The organism is Streptomyces dioscori, from assembly GCF_003024195.1.
GTDB lineage: Bacteria > Actinomycetota > Actinomycetes > Streptomycetales > Streptomycetaceae > Streptomyces > Streptomyces dioscori.
This window is the reverse complement of sequence record NZ_KZ679044.1, coordinates 444842-465386: the sequence shown is the minus strand read 5'-3', so window position 1 is coordinate 465386 and position 20545 is coordinate 444842. Positions and strand designations below refer to the sequence as shown.

The 20545-nt window shown below is 71.6% G+C and carries 22 protein-coding genes; 9 read left to right on the top strand and 13 right to left on the bottom strand.

What is annotated here, in order from left to right:
- Positions 1-12: 12 nt before the first annotated feature.
- Positions 13-1419, top strand: a complete 1407-nt coding sequence (locus C6Y14_RS20625; RefSeq protein ID WP_107018194.1) for a glutamate decarboxylase — start codon at positions 13-15, stop codon at positions 1417-1419.
- A gap of 86 nt (positions 1420-1505) precedes the next feature.
- Here C6Y14_RS20625 and C6Y14_RS20620 read toward each other — a convergent pair whose 3' ends face one another.
- From C6Y14_RS20620 to C6Y14_RS20600, 5 genes are all read right to left on the bottom strand, one after another.
- A complete protein-coding gene (locus C6Y14_RS20620) occupies positions 1506-2267 on the bottom strand; it encodes an ABC transporter permease (RefSeq protein WP_225891177.1) in 762 nt (253 codons plus the stop codon).
- On the bottom strand, positions 2264-3229 hold the full coding sequence (locus C6Y14_RS20615; RefSeq protein WP_107018193.1) for an ATP-binding cassette domain-containing protein: 966 nt from the start codon (positions 3227-3229) through the stop codon (positions 2264-2266). The genes C6Y14_RS20620 and C6Y14_RS20615 overlap by 4 nt, the downstream gene beginning before the upstream one ends.
- Positions 3230-3356: 127 nt before the next feature.
- A complete protein-coding gene (locus C6Y14_RS20610) occupies positions 3357-3998 on the bottom strand; it encodes a PadR family transcriptional regulator (RefSeq protein WP_107018192.1) in 642 nt (213 codons plus the stop codon).
- Positions 3999-4135: 137 nt separating this feature from the next.
- Positions 4136-5599, bottom strand: coding sequence for an aldehyde dehydrogenase family protein (locus C6Y14_RS20605; protein WP_107018191.1), 1464 nt, complete (start codon positions 5597-5599; stop codon positions 4136-4138).
- Positions 5600-5679: 80 nt separating this feature from the next.
- Positions 5680-6504 (bottom strand): helix-turn-helix domain-containing protein, encoded by an 825-nt coding sequence (locus C6Y14_RS20600; RefSeq protein WP_107018190.1) that lies wholly within the window; start codon positions 6502-6504, stop codon positions 5680-5682.
- A gap of 344 nt (positions 6505-6848) precedes the next feature.
- On the opposite strand from C6Y14_RS20600, the gene C6Y14_RS20595 reads away from it, so the two are divergent.
- Entirely contained in the window at positions 6849-7346 is a 498-nt protein-coding gene (locus tag C6Y14_RS20595; RefSeq protein ID WP_199854788.1) for an ATP-binding protein, read from the top strand.
- Positions 7347-7518: 172 nt separating this feature from the next.
- Here C6Y14_RS20595 and C6Y14_RS20590 read toward each other — a convergent pair whose 3' ends face one another.
- The 5 genes from C6Y14_RS20590 to rpmG form a co-directional block, all read right to left on the bottom strand.
- On the bottom strand, positions 7519-7761 hold the full coding sequence (locus C6Y14_RS20590; protein ID WP_079103477.1) for a DUF397 domain-containing protein: 243 nt from the start codon (positions 7759-7761) through the stop codon (positions 7519-7521).
- A 385-nt stretch (positions 7762-8146) separates the two neighbouring features.
- The gene (gene rpsR, locus C6Y14_RS20585; protein ID WP_107018187.1) at positions 8147-8416 is read right to left on the bottom strand and encodes a 30S ribosomal protein S18; all 270 of its coding nucleotides are present in this window, start codon (positions 8414-8416) and stop codon (positions 8147-8149) included.
- A gap of 3 nt (positions 8417-8419) precedes the next feature.
- A complete protein-coding gene (locus tag C6Y14_RS20580; RefSeq protein WP_107018186.1) occupies positions 8420-9574 on the bottom strand; it encodes a GTP-binding protein in 1155 nt (384 codons plus the stop codon).
- Positions 9574-9876, bottom strand: coding sequence for a type B 50S ribosomal protein L31 (locus C6Y14_RS20575; RefSeq protein ID WP_107018185.1), 303 nt, complete (start codon positions 9874-9876; stop codon positions 9574-9576). Before C6Y14_RS20575 ends, C6Y14_RS20580 begins: the two co-directional genes overlap by 1 nt.
- A 5-nt stretch (positions 9877-9881) precedes the next feature.
- Positions 9882-10046, bottom strand: coding sequence for a 50S ribosomal protein L33 (rpmG, locus tag C6Y14_RS20570; protein ID WP_107018184.1), 165 nt, complete (start codon positions 10044-10046; stop codon positions 9882-9884).
- A 75-nt stretch (positions 10047-10121) separates the two neighbouring features.
- Between rpmG and rpmB the strand changes: the two genes are divergently transcribed.
- The 3 genes from rpmB to C6Y14_RS20555 all read left to right on the top strand — a co-directional run bounded on the left by rpmB (position 10122) and on the right by C6Y14_RS20555 (position 11555).
- Positions 10122-10358, top strand: coding sequence for a 50S ribosomal protein L28 (gene rpmB, locus C6Y14_RS20565; RefSeq protein ID WP_107018183.1), 237 nt, complete (start codon positions 10122-10124; stop codon positions 10356-10358).
- The gene (gene rpsN, locus C6Y14_RS20560) at positions 10358-10663 is read left to right on the top strand and encodes a 30S ribosomal protein S14 (RefSeq protein WP_107018182.1); all 306 of its coding nucleotides are present in this window, start codon (positions 10358-10360) and stop codon (positions 10661-10663) included. The genes rpmB and rpsN overlap by 1 nt, the downstream gene beginning before the upstream one ends.
- Before the next feature lie 367 nt (positions 10664-11030).
- Entirely contained in the window at positions 11031-11555 is a 525-nt protein-coding gene (locus C6Y14_RS20555) for a hypothetical protein (RefSeq protein WP_107018181.1), read from the top strand.
- On the opposite strand, the gene C6Y14_RS20550 is transcribed toward C6Y14_RS20555, so the two are convergent.
- The gene (locus tag C6Y14_RS20550) at positions 11533-13713 is read right to left on the bottom strand and encodes an FUSC family protein (RefSeq protein ID WP_107018180.1); all 2181 of its coding nucleotides are present in this window, start codon (positions 13711-13713) and stop codon (positions 11533-11535) included. The genes C6Y14_RS20555 and C6Y14_RS20550 overlap by 23 nt on opposite strands.
- 179 nt (positions 13714-13892) lie before the next feature.
- On the opposite strand from C6Y14_RS20550, the gene C6Y14_RS20545 reads away from it, so the two are divergent.
- On the top strand, positions 13893-14450 hold the full coding sequence (locus C6Y14_RS20545; protein WP_107018179.1) for a DUF4232 domain-containing protein: 558 nt from the start codon (positions 13893-13895) through the stop codon (positions 14448-14450).
- Positions 14451-14656: 206 nt separating this feature from the next.
- Here the strand turns inward: C6Y14_RS20545 and C6Y14_RS20540 are convergent, their stop codons facing one another.
- Positions 14657-15835, bottom strand: coding sequence for a DUF2786 domain-containing protein (locus C6Y14_RS20540; protein ID WP_107018178.1), 1179 nt, complete (start codon positions 15833-15835; stop codon positions 14657-14659).
- Between the two features lie 131 nt (positions 15836-15966).
- Between C6Y14_RS20540 and C6Y14_RS20535 the strand changes: the two genes are divergently transcribed.
- The 3 genes from C6Y14_RS20535 to C6Y14_RS20525 all read left to right on the top strand — a co-directional run bounded on the left by C6Y14_RS20535 (position 15967) and on the right by C6Y14_RS20525 (position 19426).
- The gene (locus C6Y14_RS20535) at positions 15967-16596 is read left to right on the top strand and encodes a LysE family translocator (RefSeq protein ID WP_107018177.1); all 630 of its coding nucleotides are present in this window, start codon (positions 15967-15969) and stop codon (positions 16594-16596) included.
- 106 nt (positions 16597-16702) lie between these two features.
- Positions 16703-17428 (top strand): Clp protease N-terminal domain-containing protein, encoded by a 726-nt coding sequence (locus C6Y14_RS20530; RefSeq protein WP_107018176.1) that lies wholly within the window; start codon positions 16703-16705, stop codon positions 17426-17428.
- 267 nt (positions 17429-17695) lie between these two features.
- Positions 17696-19426: a bifunctional 3'-5' exonuclease/DNA polymerase gene (locus C6Y14_RS20525; protein ID WP_107018175.1), complete on the top strand. Its 1731-nt coding sequence runs from the start codon at positions 17696-17698 to the stop codon at positions 19424-19426.
- 48 nt (positions 19427-19474) lie between these two features.
- On the opposite strand, the gene C6Y14_RS45880 is transcribed toward C6Y14_RS20525, so the two are convergent.
- The gene (locus tag C6Y14_RS45880; RefSeq protein ID WP_199854787.1) at positions 19475-20449 is read right to left on the bottom strand and encodes an AfsR/SARP family transcriptional regulator; all 975 of its coding nucleotides are present in this window, start codon (positions 20447-20449) and stop codon (positions 19475-19477) included.
- Between the last annotated feature and the right edge of the window lie 96 nt (positions 20450-20545).

Below are 20545 nucleotides of genomic sequence, written 5' to 3'. Positions count from 1 at the left end.
ACCGGAGGCATCATGGCGCTCCACAAAGGCCCCGCGAAGTCCGACGAGCACCGCTCGACCGTCAACCCCTTCTACGGAGAGGCGAATCCGGTCGACGGCATGACCGAGGCCCCGCCCCAGCACCGGCTGCCCGACGGACCGCTGGCCCCGTCCACCGCCTACCAGCTGGTGCACGACGAGCTGATGCTGGACGGCAACTCCCGGCTCAACCTCGCGACCTTCGTCACCACCTGGATGGAGCCGCAGGCCGATGTGCTGCTCGGCGAGTGCCGGGACAAGAACATGATCGACAAGGACGAGTACCCGCGCACGGCCGAGCTGGAGCGCAGGTGCGTGGCGATGCTCGCCGATCTGTGGAACGCGCCGGATCCGGCCGCCGCCGTCGGCTGTTCGACGACCGGGTCGAGCGAGGCGTGCATGCTCGCCGGCATGGCGCTCAAGCGCCGCTGGACCCAGCGCAACGCGGACCGGTATCCGGGAGCCCGCCCGAACCTCGTCATGGGTGTCAACGTGCAGGTCTGCTGGGACAAGTTCTGCAACTTCTGGGAGGTCGAGGCCCGCCAGGTGCCCATGGAGGGCGACCGTTTCCACCTCGACCCGCGAGCCGCCGCCGAGCTGTGCGACGAGAACACCATCGGGGTCGTGGGCGTCCTCGGTTCCACCTTCGACGGGTCGTACGAGCCGATCGCCGAACTCTGCGCCGCGCTAGACGAGTTGCAGGAGCGCACAGGTCTGGACATCCCCGTCCATGTGGACGGCGCGTCCGGCGCGATGGTGGCGCCCTTCGTCGACGAGGACCTGGTCTGGGACTTCCGGCTGCCGCGGGTCTCCTCCATCAACACCTCGGGGCACAAGTACGGGCTGGTCTACCCGGGTGTCGGCTGGGCGCTGTGGCGCTCACCCGCGGAGCTGCCGGAGGAACTGGTCTTCCGGGTGAACTACCTGGGCGGTGACATGCCGACCTTCGCGCTCAACTTCTCCCGGCCCGGCGCCCAGGTGGTGGCGCAGTACTACACCTTCCTGCGGCTGGGCAGGGAGGGCTACCGGGCCGTCCAGCAGACGACCCGGGACGTCGCCATGGGGCTCGCGGAACGGATCGGGGCCCTCGACGAGTTCCGGCTGCTCACCCGGGGCGACGAGCTGCCGGTGTTCGCCTTCACCACCGCCCCGGACGTCACGGCGTTCGACGTCTTCGACGTGTCCCGGCGCATGCGGGAGCGGGGCTGGCTGCTGCCCGCGTACACCTTTCCCGCCCACCGCGAGGACCTGTCCGTGCTGCGAGTGGTGTGCCGCAACGGCTTCTCCTCCGACCTCGCCCAGCTGTTCCTGGAGGACCTGCACCGCCTCCTGCCCGAACTGCGCTGCCAGTCGCGACCGCTGGCGAGGGACAAGGAGGCGGCGACCGGCTTCCATCACTGAAGGCCGCGGGGTGGCCGGACTCCCGCCGGGCTCCCGCCGGGTTCCCGGCCACCCCGCCGCCGCTGCTTGCCGGAGCACCTGCCCGGCTATTTGCTCAGCGCCGCGAACCTCCGTACCGCCAGTGGGAAGAACACCGCCAGCAGGGCCAGCGGCCAGGCCACGGCCGCCCAGACGTGGCCCGGCTCGGCGCCCGGCGACCCGAACAGGTCGCGTACCGCCGTCGCCGTCTGGGACAGCGGGTTCCATGCGACGAACGTGGCCAGCCAGTCCGGCATGGACTCGGGGGCCGCGATGGCGTTGGAGAGGAAGCCGACGGGCCAGACCAGGATCTGCACCGCCTGCACCATCTCCGGTTTGCCCGCCACCATCGCCAGCAGGATGCCGATCCACAGCATCGCGAACCGCAGCAGCAGGAGCAGGCCCACGGCGCCCAGGAAGGCGCCGAGGGTGCCGTGCGCGCGCCAGCCGAGCGCGTACCCGACCCCCATCAGCACGAGCAGTCCGAGCGCCGACTGGAGCATGTCGGCGACCGAACGGCCCACCAGGACCGCCCCGTTGGCCATCGGCATCGAGCGGAAGCGGTCGATCACCCCCTTGTTGAGGTCCTGGGTGACGGCGAGCATCGTGCCCTCCAGGCCGAAGGCCATGGTCAGCGCGAACATGCCGGGCACCAGGAAGTCGACGTAGTCGCCCTCGACGCCCCGGCCGCCGCCGATCAGGTAGCTGAACATCAGCAGCAGCATCACCGGGAAGACCAGCCCGAACAGGACCTGGACCGGCTGCCGCGCCCAGTGGGCGAGTTCGCGGCGGGTCATGACCCAGGAATCGCTCAGCGCGTACGTGCTCACACCGCCTCCTTCGCGGGGTCGGGGGCGAGGTCGCCGTCCGCGGTCAGCCGCAGGAACACCTCGTCCAGCGTCGGCCGCCGCAGCGCCACGTCCTCCGCCTCCATCCCGGCCTCCTCCAGGGCCCGCACGACCCCGGCGAGCGCCTTCATGCGGTCCACCACCGGGGCGCTCAGCAGCCGCCGGTCCACGTCCACCGAGATCTCCGCCCTGGCGAGCGGCAGCAGGGCCACCGCGGCTCCCAGCTGGCCGCCGTCCCGCAGCACCACGTCGATACGGTCGCCGCCCGCCAGCGCCTTCAGTTCGTCCGCCGTGCCGCCCGCGACGATCCGGCCCCCGTCGAGGAGCGAGATCCCGTCGGCGAGCTGGTCCGCCTCCTCCAGGTACTGCGTGGTGAGCAGCACCGTCGTACCGCCGCCGACCAGGGAGCGCACCGCTTCCCACACCTCGGTCCGGCCCCGCGGGTCGAGGCCCGTGGTCGGCTCGTCCAGGAAGAGCACCTCCGGTTCGGTGATGAGCGAGGCGGCCAGGTCCAGGCGCCGCCGCATACCGCCGCTGTACCGCTTCACCGCCTTGCGGCCCGTGTCCGCGAGGCCGAAGCGCTCCAGGAGCTCGTCGGCCCGCACGCGCGCGTGGCGGGTGCCCAGGTGGTACAGGCGTCCGAACATCTCCAGGTTCTGGTGTCCGCCCAGTTCTTCGTCCAGTGCCGCGTGCTGGCCGAGCAGACCGATCCGGCGGCGCACCTCCCGTGCCCCGGTCACCACGTCGTGTCCGGCCACCTCGACCCGGCCCCCGCCGGGCCGCAGCAGCGTGGACAAAATCCTGACCAGGGTCGTCTTGCCCGCGCCGTTGGGCCCGAGCAGCGCGTGCACCGTGCCGCGCGCGACCCTCAGGTCGAGCCCGTCCAGCGCGTACTTGTTCCCGTACCGCTTCCGAACGCCCTCGACGACGATCACGTCAGTCATCGGGCTCCCTCCGTATACAGAGGATCCCCCTGCAGAGAATCCCCCACAGGAATCTCCTCGTTACTCAAACTTGACTACCAGTTCACAGGCGGAGGGTATGCCCGCGGAAGGCTTTAGTCAAACTTGATTATTCGGCATCTTCCGGATGCGCTTCTCCCGTGCTGTACGGGTTCTTCTCACCCTCCGGGAGCACTCCGACGAACGGCTCGCCCTCGCCCGCGAAGGTGTACGCGCCGCCCTTGATCCGCTGGATCAGGCCGCGGGTCCACTCGGCGCCACTGTCGGCGGAGTGGACCCAGAAGTTCATGATCTCGCCGATGTGACCGAGCTGGCCCGGCCCGTCGTCGGGCACATAGTGCTCGGTGACGGCGGTACGCCACTCCTCGATGCCCCGCACCCGCTCCTCCAGGAGTTCGAGCGCCTCGTCGCGGCCGAGGTCCACCACGAAGCCGAGCGCCGCGGAGAGCACGTCCGGCTTCTGGTCGTACGAGGTCAGGGACTCGCGCAGCAGGGTGAGGTACTCCTCCGTGCCCTTCTCCGTGATCTCGTACTCCGTGCGCGGCGGGCCGCCGACCGTGGAGGGCGCGATCTCGTGGGCGATCAGCATTCCCTGCTTCGCCATCTGCTTGAGCGCGTGGTAGATCGAACCCGGCTTGGCGTTGGACCACTCGTGCGCACCCCAGTACTCCAGGTCGTTGCGCACCTGGTAGCCGTGGGCCCGGCCGTGCTGACGTACGGCACCGAGGACGAGAAGGCGGATCGCTGACATGCGGTCAAGCCTAGGGCCGCCCTGCGCGCCGGGCCCAACGGGACCCGGCGCGAACCTGTCGGCGCGGAACTGCTCGGAACCGTTCGGACCGTTCGGAACGCTCGGAACTGCTCAGAACGGGAAGAAGTCGGAACCGCTCAGAACGGGAAGAAGCTGCGGCCGTGCTGGACCGAGATCCACTTCTGGGTGGTGAACGCCTCGACCGTGGCCTCGCCGTTCAGCCGGCCCACGCCCGAGGACTTCTCGCCGCCGAAGGCGACCAGCGGCTCGTCGTGCACGGTGCCGTCGTTCACGTGGAACATGCCCGTGTCGATCCGCTTGGCGAACGAGACACCGCGCTCGACGTCGGCGGTGTGCACGGCGCCGCTCAGCCCGTACGGGGTGTCGTTGACGATCCGTACCGCCTCCTCCTCGCCGTCGAACGGCACGAGGAGCGCGACGGGGCCGAAGATCTCCTGCCGGAGGATGTCGGACGCGGCGGGCAGGCCGGTCAGAACGGTCGGCTCGACGAGGTTGTCGGTGGTGGAGCCCCGCACGAGCGCGGTCGCGCCCTCGGCGAGCGCCTGGCTCACCACGGACGAAAGGGCGTCCGCCTGCGAGGAGTTGATGACCGGGCCGATGACCGTCTCCGGGTTGCTCGGGTCGCCGACCTTGAGGGACTTCACCTTGGCAACGAACTTCTCGGTGAACTCCGTCTCCACCGAGCGGTCCACGAGGATACGGTTCGCGGCCATGCAGACCTGGCCCTGGTGCACGAACCGGCTGAAGACCGCGGCGTCCACGGCGTAGTCGACGTCCGCGTCGTCCAGGACCACCAGGGCGCTGTTGCCGCCCAGTTCGAGGATCGAGCGCTTGAAGTGCGCGGCGCAGACGGTCGCGACATGGCGGCCGACCTTGTCGGAGCCGGTGAAGGAGATCACCTTCGGGACCGGGTGCTCCAGGAAGGCGTCGCCGATCTCCGCGATGTCGGTGATCACGACGTTGAGCAGACCGGCCGGCAGACCCGCGTCCTCGAAGATCTTCGCGACCAGCGAACCGCCCACGATCGGGGTGTTCTGGTGCGGCTTGAGGACCACGCCGTTGCCGAGCGCCAGGGCGGGCGCCACGGACTTCAGCGACAGCAGGAACGGGAAGTTGAAGGGGCTGATCACACCGACGACGCCGACCGGGACGAGGTAGAGGCGGTTCTCCTTGGTGTCGCCGGGCGAGGGGATGATCTTTCCCTCGGGCCGCAGCGCCAGGTTGACCGACTCGCGCAGGAACTCCTTGGCGAGGTGCAGTTCGAAGCCGGCCTTCAGCCGGGTGCCGCCCAGTTCCGCGACGATCACCTCGGCGATCTCCTGCTCGCGCTCCTCGACGATCCGCAGCGCCTTCTCGAACACGGCCCGCCGCGCGTACGGGTTCGTCGCCGCCCATTCCTTCTGGGCGCGGGCGGCGGCCCGGTAGGCCTCGTCCACCTCGTCGACCGTGGCTATCGTGATCGAGGCCAGCTTCTCACCGTCGTACGGATTGAAGTCGATGATGTCCCAGGACCCCGTACCCGGACGCCATCGGCCGTCGATGTACTGCTGAGCCAGGTCGGTGAAGTAGGACGACGACATGTGATCCCTCAATCCCTTGCTGCCCGAGGCAACAGCCCATGCATCTTCACGGTCTGATCACATGTCATCGTACGGGTGTTTCAACTGAGTTGGAGCAGTCCTCTGAGCAAATCGCGGCTCTCGTCGGGGCCCGGACTGTCCTGCTGGAGCTCCTTCATCGCCTTCTCGTACTGGGCGACGTCCTCGCGCTTGTCCAGATACAGCGCGCTGGTGAGCTGTTCCAGGTAGACCACGTCGGACAGATCGGACTCCGGGAAGCTGAGCACCGTGAAGGCGCCGCTCTCCCCCGCGTGCCCGCCGAAGCTGAACGGCATGACCTGGAGCCGTACGTTCGGGCGCTGGGAGATGTCGATGAGGTGCTGGAGCTGACCGCGCATCACGCTCCGGTCGCCGTACGGCCGCCGCAGCGCCGCCTCGTCCAGCACCACGTGGAACTCGGGCGCGCTCTCCGACACGAGGTACTTCTGGCGCTCCAGGCGCAGTGCCACGCGCCGGTCGATGTCGGCTCCGCTCGCGCCTCTCATGCCCCGGGTGACGACCGCGTGCGCGTACGCCTCGGTCTGCAGCAGCCCGTGCACGAACTGCACCTCGTACGAACGGATATGGGCCGCGGCGCCCTCCAGACCGACATAGGTCGGGAACCAGCTGGGCAGGACGTCCGAGTAACTGTGCCACCAGCCCGCGACGTTGGCTTCCTTGGCGAGCGACAGCAGTGACTTGCGCTCCGCCTCGTCGGCGATCCCGTAGAGCGTCAGCAGATCCTCGACGTCTCTCGTCTTGAAGCTCACCCGGCCCAACTCCATACGGCTGATCTTCGATTCGGAGGCGCGGATCGAGTAACCGGCCTTCTCACGGGTGATCCCACGCGATTCGCGCAGCCGCCTCAGATGTGAGCCGAGCAGCATGCGCCGTACCACCGATCCCGACTCCTGCGCGCTCACGTTCGCCAGCCTCCCCAACCCGTCTTCAAGGGCCGCAGTCTGCCACTAAAACACTTCAAGCAGTACTCGTTCGGTTACAGAAACGGCAAGCTTTCAGGGGAGTTACACAGGAAACGACAAGGAGAAGACAAGCCAGACCCAGAAATGTGGCGGAGAGATGGCGGAAAAAAGCACCAAGAAGCGGCATGGGAGGGTCCAATTCGGGCGCGTGCACGTGCATCTGCCCTTGCATCTGCTGAACGCAGACGGAACGATGGTCTAGCGCCACCGCTGCATCGCAACGACCGCGAACCCCGGGAGTGCCTCGCATGGGGACGAATGGATCGACCATGCTGGAGCCGTTAAGGCAGGGGCTTCCGCCACTGGACCCGGCGGCCGTCTCCAACGCCGCCTCCTGCGCCCTCCCGCCCCGTTACGAAGCGGTGCGCGACGCACGGCAGTTCACCCGCCGCACGCTCGACCAGTGGGACGTGGGCAACCGCTTCGACGACGTCTGTCTGGTGGTCTCGGAACTCGTCACCAACGCGCTGCGGCACGCGCTGCCCGCGGACACCCCCCGCTCCGCCGACCAGGAACCGCCCGTGCGGCTGCACCTGATGCGGTGGACCGAGAGACTGGTGTGCGCGGTGCGCGACCCCAGCCACGACAGCCCGGTCGCGGGCGACTCCGACGACTTCTCGGCGGAGTCGGGACGCGGCCTGTTCCTGGTCGAGTCCTTCGCCGACGGCTGGGGATGGCACCCGCTGGCCAACACCCTCAACGGCAAGGTCGTGTGGGCCCTGTTCCGCCTGGGGCCCTCGGCGTGACGGACCGCGGCGCTTTTTTCGCGCCGCGGCTCTACGCGCGTTACGGGCCGCCGGTGCCGCCGGGCGCTGTGGCATGCCGTGGGTCGCGGGCCACGAAGACCGTATACACCCCAGTGCATCCGAACATCCGCTGCACCCACCGCACCGCACGCGCCCCTGACGGCTGCAGGCGTCAGCCCGCTATCAGGTGGTCGAACTCGCCGTCCTTGATGCCCAGGAGCATGGCCTCGATCTCCGCGCGGGTGTAGACGAGGGCCGGACCGTCGGGGAAGCGCGAGTTGCGCACGGCCACCTCGCCGCCGGGCAGCCGGGCGAACTCCACGCAGGAACCCTGCGAGTTGCTGTGCCGGCTCTTCTGCCAGGCCGCCTCGTGCAGCTCCGTGGCAGCCATGCCGTTGTACACGTCGTGGTCCACAGGTCGCTCCCCGGTGGTGCATTGGCGTCTGTTGCCATAGATGCAGTGGTCAACTGCCCCGGATCATAGCTGTCTTCACATGCAGATGCATGGGCAGATGCACGTGCACGGGGGGTGTTCTCGTGGTTACAGGTTTGACGGTCGCGAAGCCCGAATCGTTCCAACTCCACGCCCTGTCAATGGAAGAGACGCACACCGGGCCGTTCCTGTTCCGACATGACGCCGCCCCGCCCGGAAAATGAACGGGCGGGGCGGGGCCGACGGGCAGGCCGGGGCGGTCGAGGCACTGGAGACCACAGAGACCTTGGGGGACCTGGCGAACAGAGGGGCGACGGGGACTGCGGGGGCTTCCCGAAACCGGCCGGCGCCGGCGTGGCGGCCGGGACTAACGGGACGCGTAGGGCAGCAGAGCCATCTCGCGGGCGTTCTTGATCGCGCGGGCCAGCCGTCGCTGCTGCCGGGCGGAGACCCGGGTGACCCTGCGACTGCGAATCTTTCCGCGGTCGGAGAGAAACCTCCGCAGAAGGTCCGTGTCCTTGTAGTCGATGTACGTGATCTTCGCCGCATCCAGCGGGTTGGGCCGGGGCGGGGACACCTTGCGTCCGGTGTCACGAGGGGTGCGGCTGTTACGGGCGCCAGTGGCGTCACGGGCCATGGGTCAGACCTCCAGGAGGGTGTCGAAGGCGGGCGGGAGTCGCTTCCAGGCGGTGCGGCCGGCGGCGTACTCCGTGTCGGTCAGCAGGCAGGACTCCAGGAGCAGTTCGAGCCCGTCGCGGTCCAGGCCCGGCGAGGTGAAGACAAGGTGCTGGCAGCAGTCGCCGTGCTCGGGATGCCAGTCGAGCGCGGCGGCGGCCCGGCGCACCGGCGGCACCATGTCCCAGGCCGCGTCGGGCAGGGACGCCATCCACGGCCCGGCGCTCTCCACGCACAGGGCGCCGCCGGCCGCGTCCCAGTGCAGCAGGGTGTCGGGCCGGTCCGCGAGCCAGAACCGGCCCCGGCTGCGCGCGGCGGCGCAGGCCAGGTCCTCCAGCGCCGCGTAGAGCCGCTCCGGGTGGAACGGCCGGCTCCGGTGCCATACGAGCGTGGCGACCCCGCACTCGTCCGCCTCGGCGGGCAGCAGCGCGCAGGCCGGATGCTGGGCCGCGGCGGCCGACTCCACGTCGAAGCCGGCGAGTGCGGCGGCGGCGAGGGGCGAGGGGGTCACCGGAGAGGGGTCGGACACGTCGGGATCGATCGGGATCCGGCGGGCGGTCGGGTGGAGCTGGGCCAGCAGGGCGCGGTCCTCGTCGTCGGCCTCCGCCGAGTCGGCGAGGGCCAGCACCGGCGCGTACTCCAGCTGACGGGCGAAGGTGTCGGCGACGGTGCGCTGGTCGGTCGCGGCGGCGGCGAGGCCCGCGTCGGCGAGGTCGTCGCCGTTGCCGAGGTACGGGAGCACCAGCGCGGGGTCGACCGCGGTGATGACGCCCGTCAGGCGGAGCCCGGCACTCGCGACCACCTCGGCCATCGCCTTCGGCTCGACCGAGTCCCACAGCTCGACGATCGCGAGCCGGGTCACGCCGTCCGCCGCGAGCCGCTCCAGCTCCGGGACCAGGTCCTCGCGCAGGGCGCAGCACGCGCAGTCGTTGACCAGCGGTGCCTCACCGGCCGAGACGATGCCGGTGCGGTCGCGGACGGTCCGTACCACCGTGCCCTGCACGGCCGTCGCGAGGTCGTGGTGCAGTGCCACGGCGCCCGGCACGTCGGCGAGCAGCCGCTCCACGGCCTGCCGGCGCGCGTCGGCGTGCAGCCCGCCGACGACGGCGACGGACAGCATCAGCGCTCCCCGCTCTGGCCGTCGCGCCTGCCGTCCCCTTGGCCGCCCCCATGGCCGTCGCGCTTTCCGAAGCGGCGCTCGAAGCGCTCGACGCGGCCGGCCGTGTCCAGTACGCGGGCCGTGCCCGTGTAGAAGGGGTGGCTCACGTTCGAGATCTCGACGTCGACGACCGGGTACGTGTTGCCGTCCTCCCAGTCGATCGTCTTCTCGCTCGTCATGGTCGAGCCGGTCAGGAAGGCGTGGTTCGCGGCCCGGTCCCGGAAGACGACGGGCCCGTACGCCGGGTGGATTCCTTCGCGCATGACGTTCAGCGCTCCTCTCGGAAGTCGACGTGCCGGCCGGCGCGGGGGTCGTACTTGCGCAGGGTCATGCGGTCGGGGTCGTTGCGGCGGTTCTTGCGGGTGACGTACGTGTAGCCGGTCCCGGCCGTGGACCGGAGTTTGACGACCGGGCGGAGTTCGTTGCGTGCCATGTGGCTAGTATATGAAAACGACTCCCATTACCAATAAGGGGAATGGGGTGAATCGAGAGAGGTACGTCACTCACCATGTCCGCACACTGCATGCTGACCGGGGCCCGGCCGGGCTTCGGCAACGCCATCTCCCACTCACACCGGCGCACGTCGCGCCGCTTCGACCCGAACATCCAGAGCAAGCGGTACTGGCTGCCGGGCGAGGGGCGGTACGTACGGCTGAAGCTGAGCACCAAGGGCATCAAGACGGTCGACGTCATCGGCGTCGAGGCCGCGGTGGCCCGGATCCGGGCCCGCGGGGTGAAGGTCTGATGGCGAAGAAGAGCAAGATCGCGAAGAACGAGGCGCGGCGGGTGGTGGTGGCGCGGTACGCCGTGCGGCGGGCCGAACTGAAGGAGATCGTGCGCCGGCCGTCCTCGACGGAGGCGGAACGGGCCTCCGCCGCGCGGGAGTTGCGGCGGCAGCCGCGGGATGCGGCGGCGGGGCGGGTGCGTAACCGGGACGCGGTGGACGGGCGTCCGCGGGGGTATCTCCGAACGTTCGGAGTCTCCCGGGTGAACCTGCGGGCACTGGCCCATGGAGGCTTCCTGCCGGGGGTACGGAAGTCTTCCTGGTAGGGGTGGGTGGGGTGAGGTGGAGTGGGGTGGCTGAGGTTGCACTTCGACTGCGGGCCGGCGGGGGCTGAGCGCGCCGTTCCCCGCGCCCCTGAAGGCGGGGCGGAGTTCCCCGTGCTCCTGGAGGGGCGCGGGGAACTGCGCGGTCAACCCCCACCGGCCCGCACGGACACATAGGCCTGCCCCCCTCAGGGGCGCGGGGAACTGCGCGGCCAACCCCCACCGGGCTGCACGAGCGAACGACCTGGTTCCTCAGGGGCGCGGGGAACTGCGCGATCAGCCCCCACCGGCCCGCACCCGGGGAACGGGCGCGCCTACTGCTGGTAACTTGCAGCGGTTGGACCCGTCCGGCCACACCCCTGGAGGCTCAGTGACTTCGGCGACCTTCCCCCGCACGCGCAGGCACACGCGCATCGCGGCCACAGCCGCAGGTCTGGCAGCCGCGCTCGCCCTCACGACGGGCTGCAGCGGCGACGGTGACGGTGGAGGCGGCGGTGGCGGCGGTGGCGGCGACAAGGACCCGTCGTCCGCGGCCAGCGCCGAGCCGACCCAGTCCGCGGACGCCGGCACCGGCACCGACACCGGCGAGTTGGACGGCAACTGGCTGACCACCAAGGGCGGCAAGGCCGTGGCCCTGGTGATCACCGGCAAGGAGGCCGGCCTCTTCTCGACGAGCGGATCCATCTGCAGCGGCACGGCGGGCAAGACCTCCGACATGCGCATGATCACGCTGAAGTGCACCGACGGGAACAAGGACCGGGCCGAGGGCATGGTGGACTCCGTCGACGCCACCACCCTGAAGGTCACCTGGGAAGGCTTCGGCGCGGAGACGTACACCAGGTCCGAGGGTGAGGGCCTGCCGCCCGGCCTGCCTACGGCGAGCCTGGGCTCCTGACACCACCCGTCTTCGCGACCGGATCCGTGCCCGTCGACGTCCCGTCGAGCGTCATGGGCGGTACGGCCGTGTCGAGCGCCTCGGACAGTTCGGTCAGCGCGTCGAGGACGAGCCGCGCCGGAACGAGCAGGGCTTCCTCCCCGCCCGGCGGTGCCGTCTCCAGGGCCTCCACGGCAGCCCGTACCGCGTCCCAGGTCGGGACCCGGCGCTCGCGGATGGCCTTGGCGCCCTGCTGGGTGGATTCGCGCAGGGCCTCGGCGAGGGCGGCGGCTGCCGGGACCGGAGTCGCGCCGCGTTCCGGAAGGTGGGCCTCCAGAAGCATGGCCACGCGGCCCAGTTGGGCGAGCGCGTCCTCGGCGTCGTCGGCGGCGGTCCGCGAGAGGCCGCGGTGGCGGACCGGTTCGGCGGTGGCACGGGCCACGGCCGTGTGCCAGGCCGCCCGGGCGGTGCGCGCGGTGAGCAGGGCCTCACGGACGTCGGGGGCGCTGCGGAGGGCCGGATCGGCGTAGGCGTCGAAGACCACGGCCGCGTAACGGCCCTGCGTCGCCAGCCAGTCCGCGAGGCGGGTGCGCAGCCGCGGGGTCTCCCAGGCCGGGTAGACGGCGTACGCGATCATCGCCAGCAGTCCGCCGAGCAGGGTGAGCAGGACGCGTTCTGGCACGGTCTGCGTCCACTGTTCGCCACCCATGCCGAGCAGGAAGACGACGTACGCGGCGATGCAGCCCTGGGCGGCGAACTGGCCCGTACGCATCAGTAGGTACATGAGTGCGGCGCTCACCACGGCGAGGGTGCCGGAGAGGTACGTGCCCGGGTCGGCCAGCCGCACCACCGCCGTGGCCACGGCCACACCGACGACGGTGCCGCCGAGCCGGGCGACGGCCCGGCTGTACGTCTGTGAGAAGTCCGGGCGCATGACCATGACCGAGGTCAGCGGGGCCCAGTAACCGTGGCCGAGGGGCAGCGCGGTGCCGAGGACGTAGCCGGCGGCGGCGACCGCGGACACCCGGGTGGCGTGCCGGGTGATCGGGGAACCCCTGCGCAGTTCCTTGCGCATCGCCCTGAGCGCCGTGGGGATCAGGGCGAGCAGGGTGGGGCGGCTGCGGCTGCCGGGGCGCTGGGAGGGGGCGGCCGGGGCGACGCCGACGACCGGGGTCCGGTCGGTGCCCTTCGGTGTGTTGCCGCCCGCCGTCTCCAGCACGTCCTGGAGGAGGGTGTTCAGGCGGGACGCCGCGCGGTAGGGGCGGCCGGTGAGGACGCTCCCGGTGTCCGGGGTGCGGAAGGTGGCCAGGGCCGCGCCCGGGACGGTGACGGGCTCACCTCGGCGGATCGAGTGGGCCGCCACGTCGAGGATGGCGCCGGCGGCGGCGAGCAGTTCACGGACGCGGTCGCGGGCCCGGCCCTCCGCCGGTACGCCCATCGCCGGGTCGGCGAGGGAGGCGAGTACCGGACGGATGCGCTCCGCGATGCCGCGGGCGCCGTGCAGTTCGGCGGGGCGGCGGCGGGCCTGGCGGGGTGTGACGGCGGCGGCGTTGCGGGCCTCCATCAGGGGCAGCGGGTCGAAGGACGCGACGGGATCGTGGCGCAGCCGCCGCGCGTAGTCCGCCTCGGCGGCCAGGGCGTCGGCGAGCGCGTCACGGTGGGCGCCCCAGCGGCGTACGGGGAAGAGCACGATCAGCGCGGCCTGGACGACACCGCCCACGATCATCATGGCGGCGTGGCCCGCGGCCTGGGCGACGGAGGTCGGCAGGGTGACCGTCACGAGCATGATCGCCACGTTCGAGGACGCGATCAGGCCGATGGTCGGGCCCGCGGCCCAGCTCATCCCCGCGGCGAACGTCCACACCACCAGCAGGGCGAGGAAGAGCGGTTCCTGCGAGATCGTCAGGTAGCCGAGGAAGGTGGAGACGGCGAGGCTCGTACCGGAGGCGAGGGCCAGTTCGGGGCGGGGGCGCCAGCTGCGCTGGAACGTGGCGATCGCCGCCTGGAACGCGCCGAACGCCGAACTCGCGGCGACGGCCGGGCCGAAGGCCCACAGGCTCGCCGCGATCACGATCGCGAGCCCTGCCGCTCCGCGCACCGCGACGAGAGGTTCGAGCCGTGTCTTCTCCACGGCGAGCCCCGAACGCGCGGTGTCCTTAAGCGCTCGTCGCCAGCTCACTGCGCCAGCGTACGGGAGGGGCCGGAGGGGCGGCGGATCCATGATGATCTACGGATACGGTCATCACCGCGTCACCACCCGCTTCACCATCAGTACCCGCTTCACCATCAGTACCCGCTTCACCTTCGGTACCCGCTTCACCATCAGCAGCAGTACGACCCTGAGGCTTGAGGACATCCATGCGCACCCTGCCGATCGCCGTCACCGCCCTCGCGGCGACGCTCGCCCTGACCCTGACCGCCTGTGGCGGCGACGACGGTGGCGGCGGTGACAACAAGAGCAGCGGCTCCAAGAAGGACGCCTCCTCGTCCGCCTGTGCGGCCGACGGGCTCGCCCAGGAGGTCGTCGCCAGCGAGGCCCCGGCCGCGGGCGACACCGGGACCGTCTCCGTCAGCCTCACGAACGGCTCCGGAGCCGACTGCACGCTGAAGGGCTTCCCGACCGTCGGCCTGGACGTCGGCGGCACCGCGCTGTCCGTCGCTCCGGAGAAGTCCGCGGTGGCGGAGAAGCTGACGGTGAAGAAGGACGAGACGGTCGGCTTCACGATCACGTACGTACGCGGGCCCGCGGGGGACGCCGAGAAGGCCGCCGCGGTGACGGCCGCGAAGTTCACTCTGCCGGGGGCCGACGGTGAGCTGTCCTTCGCGTGGAAGTACGGCGAGGTGGCGCTTCGGGGCGCGGGCGGTGGCGGCGAGCCGGACGCGTCGGTCACTCCGCTGCAGCGGACGGGCGACTGAGCCTCGCGGTGCGTGCACCGGCCGGTGGGGCTGCACGCTGCGCTGCGGCAGACGGGGACTGAGCGTCGCGGTGCGGCCGGCGGTCGGTGGGGGCCGGCCGCGCCGTTCCTCGCGCCCCTTACGGGGCCGGGGCTTGGCGTCGCGGTGCGGCCGGCGGCCGGTGGGGGCTGAGCGCGCCGTTCCTCGCGCCCCTTACGGGGTCGGGGTCAGGGGCCTTGCAGTCGTGTGCGGGGGTTGACCTGGGCCCGGTCCGCTGCTGCGGCTCCCTCGTGCCAGCCTGCCTCGTCGGACACTCCGCGCAGGCGGGTCGTGACCGTGTCGGGGAACATGCGTTCCGTCTCGTCCGTGACCGCTACGTCGCGCGCCGCGAGGACCGGCAGCAACTCCCCCGCCGTGGCGGTCACCTGCCCCTCGGCCGCCTCGGCCAGCCGGTCGCCGATGCGGTGCGCGTACGCCGCGAGGAACGACTGCCGGAAGGACTTCGTACGCTTCCTGCCGCCCGCGCGCTGAGCCGCCTCCGCCTTGGTCATCGCGGCCGTGGCCTGCACGAGGAGTGAGGTGTGGAGGAGTTCGACCGCCTCCAGGTCGGGTTCGAAGCCGACGACGGTGGAGAACCCGAGAGCCTCGTTCCACACCGCGCGGCAACGGTTGGCGCCCGCCACCGCGTCGAGGAGGACGGCCTTGGCGGTCTCGTACGGCGGGTCCACGCCGATCCGGCAGGCGCCGGGCGCGTCCTTGGCATGCGTACGCGCCGCGAGCAGCGCCTCGTCGATGCTGTGCCGCGCCATCAGCTCCTGCGCCTTCGCGCTCAGCGCCTCCGCCTCCTCCGGGAACCCGGTCGCCTCCGCCTTGGCGAGGAGCGCGCGGATACGGGTGAGCATGCGGGTGTCCCGTGGGACGGTGGAGCCTTCGGACGCCCGGGGGGTCTGGGATGCATGGGATGCATGTGCGTCCAGCGGCTCCAGGGTGGGGAGGCGCAGCAGCAGCCGGTACAGCTCCAGGGCGGCGGTCGCGTACTGGAAACGGTCCAGGCGGTCGGGGCGGCCGGAGCGGTTCGACTCGGCCTGCTCGGCAAGCTCGGCAAGCTGCGCCGTCCAGCGTGGGCCCCGGGCCGTCCGGTCCCGGGCGGCCTCGGCGAGGACCAGCTCCGCCGCGAGGCGTTCGTGCACGTCGTCCAGCTCCCGCCGCACGATCCGTACGACGTCCGCGGGCTGCCAGCCGCGCCGCCAGGCCGCCGCGACGAACTCCTCGCCACGACGGGCGAGTTCGGCGTCGGAGGCGGGGTCGGCGGCGAGCAGGGAGGCACCGGTGTCGAGGGCCGCGTCGGAGTCGGCGTAGAGGGCGGCCGCGAAGGCGCGCTCCACCGTGGAGGACGTACTACTCATGCGTCGATCGTGTCATGGGGGAAACGGGCAACCGCCGGGTGACCTCCCCCGGCCCGGATGCGCGCGTGGCCGGCCGTCTCAGCGGGTGAAATTCACTCGACCCTGCTGCCGGTGGGCCCGAACATGCACCCATGGTCGACACCTCTCTGTACGCGGCGTTCCTGGTCGCCGCGCTCGCGCTCGTGGTGAGCCCCGGCCCCGACATGATGTTCATCGTGGCGATGGGGGGCCGGGGCGGACCGGTCACGGGGGTGATGGCCGCGGCGGGCGTCGCCTCGGCGATGCTCGTGCACTCGGTCGCCGCGATGCTGGGCCTGTCCGCCCTGTTCACGGCGTTGCCGACGCTGTACCACGTACTGCGCTGGGCCGGGGCGGCCTACCTCCTGTACCTCGCGGTCAAGGCGTTCCGGGACCGCTCGGTGCCGGTCGAGGAGGGCGCCGCCGTCGGTCCGGGCCGGCGGCGGGCCTTCTGGCAGGGGGCGGTCACCAACCTGCTCAACCCCAAGGTGATCCTCTTCAACGTGGCGTTCCTGCCGCAGTTCGTGAACCCCGGACTCGGCCATGTGATGGGCCAGTTCTTCCTCCTGGGCGTCACCATCGTGGTCATGGGCTTCGTCTTCGACGCCTCCGTAGGGCTGCTCTCCGGCCGCCTCTCCGACCTGCTGCGGCGCAGCCACCGGGTCGCCCGGGCGCTCAACGTCTTCAGCGGCACGATCTTCACGGGCCTGGCCGTACGTCTGCTCGTGGCGTCCCCGAAGTAGCCGGGAGGCCCGCCCGGGGGGCGTCGGAACGGCCCTCGATGGTCATCCGGAAATGCACTGTCAACGCGAGGTTGACACCTCTGGACCGTCAACCTACGGTTGACACATGACCACGAATCCACGCGGCACCACTTCCGTACGCCTCGACGACCTCATCGAGGCCATCAAGAAGGTCCACGAAGACGCCCTCGACCAGCTCCAGGACGCGGTGATCGCCGCGGACCACCTCGGCGACGTGGCCGACCATCTGATCGGGCACTTCGTGGACCAGGCCCGGCGTTCGGGCGCCTCCTGGACGGACATCGGCAGGAGCATGGGGGTCACCCGGCAGGCGGCCCAGAAGCGGTTCGTGCCGAAGGCCGAGTCGGACCTCGACCCCAGCCAGGGCTTCAGCCGGTACACGGCACGCGCCAGGAACGTGGTGGTGGCCTCCCAGGAGGAGGCCAGGACCGCGGGCAACGACCAGATCCGCACCGAGCACCTGCTCCTCGGCCTGATCGCCGACCCGGAGGGCCTCGGGGCGAAGGCGATCACCGCGCAGGGCGTCGCCCTGGACGCCGTACAGGAGGCCGCGAGCGCCGGCCTCCCGCCGCGCGCGGAGACCATGCCCGCACTCGTCCCTTTCGACGCCGACGCCAAGAAAACCCTCGAACTCACCTTCCGTGAGGCCCTGCGCCTGGGCCACAACTACATCGGTACGGAGCACATCCTGCTCGCCCTCCTGGAGCACGAGGCCGGTACGGGCCTGCTGAGCGGACTCGGCGTCACCAAGGCAGCCACCGAGGCAGACATCACGAAGTCACTGGAGCAACTGAAGAAGCCCCACCAGTAGACCCCGGTCCCACCGCCGCGCCCCTCAAGGGGCGCGGGGAACTGCGCGCTCCACCCCCACCGAACCCGCACCCGACCGCCCCTTCAGGGGCGCGGGGAACTGCGCGACCCACCCCCACCGGACCCGCACCCGACTAGGCCGGTGCGCCTGGCCCGGCAGGTGGGCCCGGCCCAGCAGGTGGATCTGGCCCAGCAGGTGGCTCCGGTCTCCCCGGCGGGAAGCCGTGCGCGCGGCCGGATTGTCAGACCCTCCTGCGAGACTCGCGTCATGACCGGACGGTGGGCCCTCGCGCCGACCGAGGACGGCGGCGCGGAGCTCGCCCCCCTCGGCCCCGACGGGCTGCCCGCCGGCCCGCTCCTGCGGGAGCCGGACCTCGCCGAGTCCGTCCGTTCCCGGCCGGACGTCACCCGCTGGGTGTGGCGGGCGACGGCGGAGGTCTACCCACGGCTGCGCGCCGAGGGCGTCCGGGTGGAGCGGTGTTACGACGTGGAGGCCGCCGAGACCCTCCTGCTCGGCCACGAGGGACGGCTCGGCGAACCCCGTTCGGCCGCCGCCGCCCTGGCCAGGCTGCACGGCGGCCCCGTACCGCCTGATCCCCCGCAGCGTTCCGCGGAGCCCGGCTCGCAGTCCTCCCTCTTCGAGCCGCGCCCCGGCCCCGGCAGCCACGTATCGCTGGCCCAGCTCATCGAGGTGTACGGGGAGCAGCAGCGACGGCATGACGCGACCGCGCGGCCCGAGCGGATGCGGCTGCTGACGGCCTCCGAGTCGGCGGGCACGCTGGTGGCGACCGAGATGAACGAGACGGGGCTGCCGTGGAGTTCCGACGTGCACCGGGAGGTGCTGCACGAACTGCTCGGCGAGCGGTACGCGGGCGGCGGTGAGCCGCGGCGGCTGGCCGAGCTGACGGAGGAGGTGTCGGCCGCGTTCGGCCGCCGGGTCCGGCCCGATCTGCCCGCGGACGTCGTGAAGGCGTTCGCGCAGGCCGGGATCAAGGTGAGGTCCACGCGGCGCTGGGAGATCGAGTCCATCGACCACCCGGCGGTGAAGCCCCTGGTCGAGTACAAGAAGCTGTACCGGATCTGGGTCGCCCACGGCTGGTCGTGGCTCCAGGACTGGGTGCGGGACGGGCGGTTCAGACCGGAGTACCAGGCGGGCGGCACCGTCACCGGCCGCTGGGTGACCAACGGCGGCGGCGCCCTGCAGATCCCCAAGGTCATACGCAGGGCCGCGGTCGCCGACCCCGGCTGGCGGCTCGTCGTGGCGGACGCCGACCAGATGGAGCCGCGCGTGCTGGCCGCGATCTCCCGCGACCCCGGTCTGATGGAGGTGGCGGGCCGCGAGAGCGACCTCTACCAGGCCGTCTCCGACCGGGCCTTCTCCGGCGACCGCGCCCAGGCGAAGCTCGCCGTCCTCGGCGCGGTCTACGGCCAGACGTCCGGCGACGGCCTGAAGAACCTCGCGCTGCTGCGCCGCCGCTTCCCCAGGGCGGTGGCGTACGTGGACGACGCGGCCCGCGCGGGCGAGGAGGGCCGGCTCGTACGGACCTGGCTGGGCCGCACCTGCCCACCGGCGGCGGGGTCGGACTCCTCGGGCGAGGAGGCGGGGATTCCGGACAGCGAGGAGGCCGGCGGGCCGGTCGGCGGTCCGGGTGAGGGGGCCGAGCCGGGGGGCGCCCAGGACTGGGTGCCCGGTTACGCGTCCAGCAATTCCCGGGCCCGGGGCCGCTTCGCCCGTAACTTCGTGGTGCAGGGCAGCGCCGCAGACTGGACCCTTCTCGTGCTCGCCGGACTCCGGCGCACCTGCCGGGACATGGCGGCCGAGCTGGTCTTCTTCCAGCACGACGAGGTGATGGTGCACTGCCCGAAGGAGGAGGCCGACGCGGTGGTCGAGGCCATCCGGGAGGCGGCGGAGGAGGCGGGACGGCTGACGTTCGGACAGACGCCGGTACGGTTCCCGTTCACCACGGCGGTGGTGAAGTGCTACGCGGACGCGAAGTGAGCGCACCGAGCGGCGCGCACCCGGTGCAGGGCGATCAGCCGATGCGGCTCAGAAGCAGGCCCCGCAGCTCCTCGACCACCGGGCTGTCGGTGCCGTCGAGGTCGTCGAGGTCGTCGAGGTCGTCGAGGGCCAGTTCCCACTGCTCGTACGCCTCCTCGGTGCAACCACCCGCCCGGCGGCGGCCCCTTCGGCGGTTCGCGTCCGAGGGTGGGCGGTGATCGCCGCGGGCCCGCCCCCCGAAGCCACCCCCTTCGGCTCCCGCAGGATCTCCAGATGGGCCTCCCGTACCGCGTTCCCCGGCTCCACACCGAGTTCGCGGACGAGCCTGCCGCGCAGGTCACGGCGGACGGCCAGCGCCTCCGCCTGGCGGCCCGTGCGGTACAGGACCAGCATCAGCTGCCGGTGGAAGGCCTCCCGCAGAGGGAACTCGGCGACCAGCGCGGCCAGTTCGGGAGCGAGCCCGGAGAGCCGTACACCCTGTTCGGCCGCTCCCCCGCTCAGTTCCAGGTCGGCGTCGTAACGGCACTCCAGGGCGAACAGCCGTGCCTTGTCCAGCCGTTGGACGAGGGAGATCCCGCCTGCCTCCGGGGCCCAGCCGTCCGACGGGGTGCCGCGCCACAGCGCGAGCGCCGCCACGGCCTCGGCCGAAGCCGCCCCCCAGTCGCGCCGCGCGTGCGCCGCGCGGGCGGCCACGACCCGGTCCTCGAAGAGGCCGACGTCCAGCGCCGCTGACCGGCCGGGCCAGGCGCCGGCGTCGTACACGACCGTCGGCCCGAGCAGCCCGAAACGCAACCGGCACGGACCCGCGACAGAAGCTCCGAGCGCGGCACCGGGCAAAGTGCCCGACACCACGGACGTGGGCGTGCCGAGCGAAGGGGCCAGGGCTTCGGACGTGGACGCGCCGGGCAGAGGCGGCTGAGCCTCGGACGTGGACGTGGACGTGGACCTGGACTTGGACTTGGACGTGTCGGGCAGGCCGAGCAGTCCGGCCTCCCGTTCCGACCGCGTCCTGCCGCCGCCCACCCGTCCGCCCTCCCCGTCGGCGGCGTCGGGCGGCTGGAATCCGACGCTCCGCCGGCCCTCGGGCGAATCTCCGTGCCCCGCCGCACCGTTCGTCCC